This window comes from Mesorhizobium sp. M2A.F.Ca.ET.067.02.1.1 (assembly GCF_004023285.1).
In the GTDB taxonomy this organism is placed as follows: Bacteria; Pseudomonadota; Alphaproteobacteria; order Rhizobiales; family Rhizobiaceae; genus Mesorhizobium.
The window spans coordinates 1-2313 of sequence record NZ_RZSB01000852.1 but is presented as its reverse complement, the minus strand read 5'-3'; the positions used below and the strand labels follow the sequence as shown (position 1 = coordinate 2313).

Annotated in this window: 3 protein-coding genes; all 3 read left to right on the top strand. The window is 65.5% G+C overall.

Going from position 1 to position 2313, the window contains the following annotated elements:
- On the top strand, positions 1–539 hold a 539-nt coding region (locus EOA28_RS32755), incomplete at its 5' end, for a carbon-phosphorus lyase complex subunit PhnI (protein WP_189342329.1).
- A complete protein-coding gene (locus EOA28_RS32750) occupies positions 536–1516 on the top strand; it encodes an alpha-D-ribose 1-methylphosphonate 5-phosphate C-P-lyase PhnJ (RefSeq protein WP_245463387.1) in 981 nt (326 codons plus the stop codon). The genes EOA28_RS32755 and EOA28_RS32750, both read left to right, overlap by 4 nt.
- Positions 1513–2289, top strand: a complete 777-nt coding sequence (gene phnK, locus EOA28_RS32745; protein ID WP_127252042.1) for a phosphonate C-P lyase system protein PhnK — start codon at positions 1513–1515, stop codon at positions 2287–2289. The genes EOA28_RS32750 and phnK overlap by 4 nt, the downstream gene beginning before the upstream one ends.
- Positions 2290–2313 lie beyond the last annotated feature (24 nt).

Here is a 2313-nt window from a genome sequence, read left to right as displayed (position 1 = left end):
ACATCCGCCTGCAGGCGCTGTCGCGCGGCGACGAGGGCTTTTTGCTGGCGCTCGGCTATTCGACGCAGCGCGGCTATGCGCGCAACCACCCCTTTGTCGGCGAGATCCGCATCGGCGAGGTCGAGCTGGAGCTGGATGTGCCGGAGCTGCCCTTCGCCGTGCCGCTGGGCTCCATCCGCGTCACCGAATGCCAGATGGTCAACCAGTTCAAGGGCTCGGCCAAGGCGCCGCCGCAGTTCACCCGCGGCTATGGCCTGGTGTTCGGCCAGAGCGAGCGCAAGGCGATGGCGATGGCGTTGTGCGACCGGGCGCTGCGCGCGGGCGAACTCGGCGAGGATGTCGTCGCAGCCGCGCAGGACGAGGAATTCGTCATCTCGCATTCCGACAATGTGCAGGCGACCGGCTTCGTCGAGCATCTGAAGCTGCCGCATTATGTCGACTTCCAGGCCGAACTCGGCCTCGTGCGCCGCATGCGCGCCGAATACGAAGCGCGGGAAAATGAGGACAAGGCTGAAGAGAAAAGGGAGGCCGCCGAATGAACGCCCAATCGACCGACATAGCCACCTACAACTTCGCCTATCTCGATGAGCAGACCAAGCGGATGATTCGCCGCGCCATTTTGAAGGGCATCGCCATCCCCGGCTACCAGGTGCCTTTCGCCTCGCGCGAGATGCCGATGCCTTATGGTTGGGGCACTGGCGGCGTGCAGGTCACCGCCTCGATCATCGGTCCCGACGACGTGTTGAAAGTCATCGACCAGGGCGCCGACGACACCACCAACGCCGTGTCGATCCGCGCCTTCTTCAAGAAGGTCGCCAAGGTCGACGTCACCACCGAGACCGCTAAGGCGACCATCATCCAGACTCGCCACCGCATCCCTGAGCAGCCACTGACTGCCGGCCAGGTGCTGGTCTTCCAGGTGCCGATCCCCGAGCCGCTGCGCTTCCTCGAGCCACGCGAGACCGAGACGCGAAAAATGCATGCGCTGGAGGAATACGGCCTCATGCATGTGAAGCTCTACGAGGACATCGCCAAGCATGGCCGCATCGCCACCACCTATGCCTATCCGGTCAAGGTCGAAGGCCGCTATGTGATGGACCCTTCGCCGACGCCGAAATTCGACAATCCGAAGATGCATCGTTCGCCGGCCTTGCAATTGTTCGGCGCCGGCCGCGAGAAGCGCATCTATGCGGTGCCGCCCTTCACCGACGTCGTCAGCCTCGACTTCGAGGATCATCCCTTCGAGGTGCAGACCTTCGACCAGCCCTGCGCGCTCTGCGGCGCCGAGAATGTCTATCTCGACGAGGTCATCCTCGACGACCATGGCGGCCACATGTTCGTCTGCTCGGACACCGACCATTGCGAGAAGCGGCGGGCCGACTCTACCTCCCCCTCGTGGGGAGGTCGCGCCGAAGGCGCGGGTGGGGGGAACGGCCAATCTTCTCTTTCTTCAACCCCCACCCCGGCGCTGCGCGCCGACCCTCCCCACAAGGGGGAGGGTAAGGAGGCGAAATGACCGACGAACCGCTGCTGCGCGTTTCAGCGCTCTCCAAATTCTACGGCTCGCGCGTCGGCTGCGAGAACGTCACCTTCGATCTCTGGCCGGGCGAGGTGCTGGCTGTCGTCGGCGAGTCCGGCTCCGGCAAGACGACGTTGCTCAACTGCCTGTCGACCCGGCTGCTGCCTTCTTCCGGCACCGCGAGCTACCGGATGCGCGACGGCCAGTGGCGCGAGCTCTACCGCATGAGCGAGGCCGAGCGCCGCTTCCTGATGCGCACCGACTGGGGCTTCGTCCACCAGAACCCGGCCGACGGGCTGCGCATGACGGTCTCCGCCGGAGCCAATGTCGGCGAGCGGCTGATGGCGGTCGGCGACCGCCACTATGGCAGGATCCGCGCCACCGCCGTTGACTGGCTGTCGCGCGTCGAGATCGACGAGGACCGCATCGACGACGAGCCCCGCGCCTTTTCCGGCGGCATGCGCCAGCGCCTGCAGATCGCCCGCAACTTGGTGACCGGGCCGCAGCTCGTCTTCATGGACGAGCCTACCGGCGGTCTCGACGTCTCGGTGCAGGCGCGCCTGCTCGACCTGTTGCGCGGTCTGGTCACCGATCTGGGGCTGGCGGCGATTGTCGTCACTCACGACCTCGCGGTGGCGCGGCTTCTGTCGCAGCGCATGATGGTGATGAAGGACGGCCGCGTCGTCGAGAGCGGCCTCACCGACCGCGTGCTCGACGATCCGCGCGCGCCTTACACCCAGCTTCTCGTTTCTTCGATTTTGCAGGTCTAGCCGCATGGTCCCGAAAAGTGGAAG

What these genes read in the sequence shown, in the direction of transcription:
- EOA28_RS32750 (WP_245463387.1), top strand. Translation starts at nt 536, where the DNA reads ATGAACGCCCAATCGACCGACATAGCCACCTACAACTTCGCCTATCTC.
- phnK (WP_127252042.1), top strand. Translation starts at nt 1,513, where the DNA reads ATGACCGACGAACCGCTGCTGCGCGTTTCAGCGCTCTCCAAATTCTAC.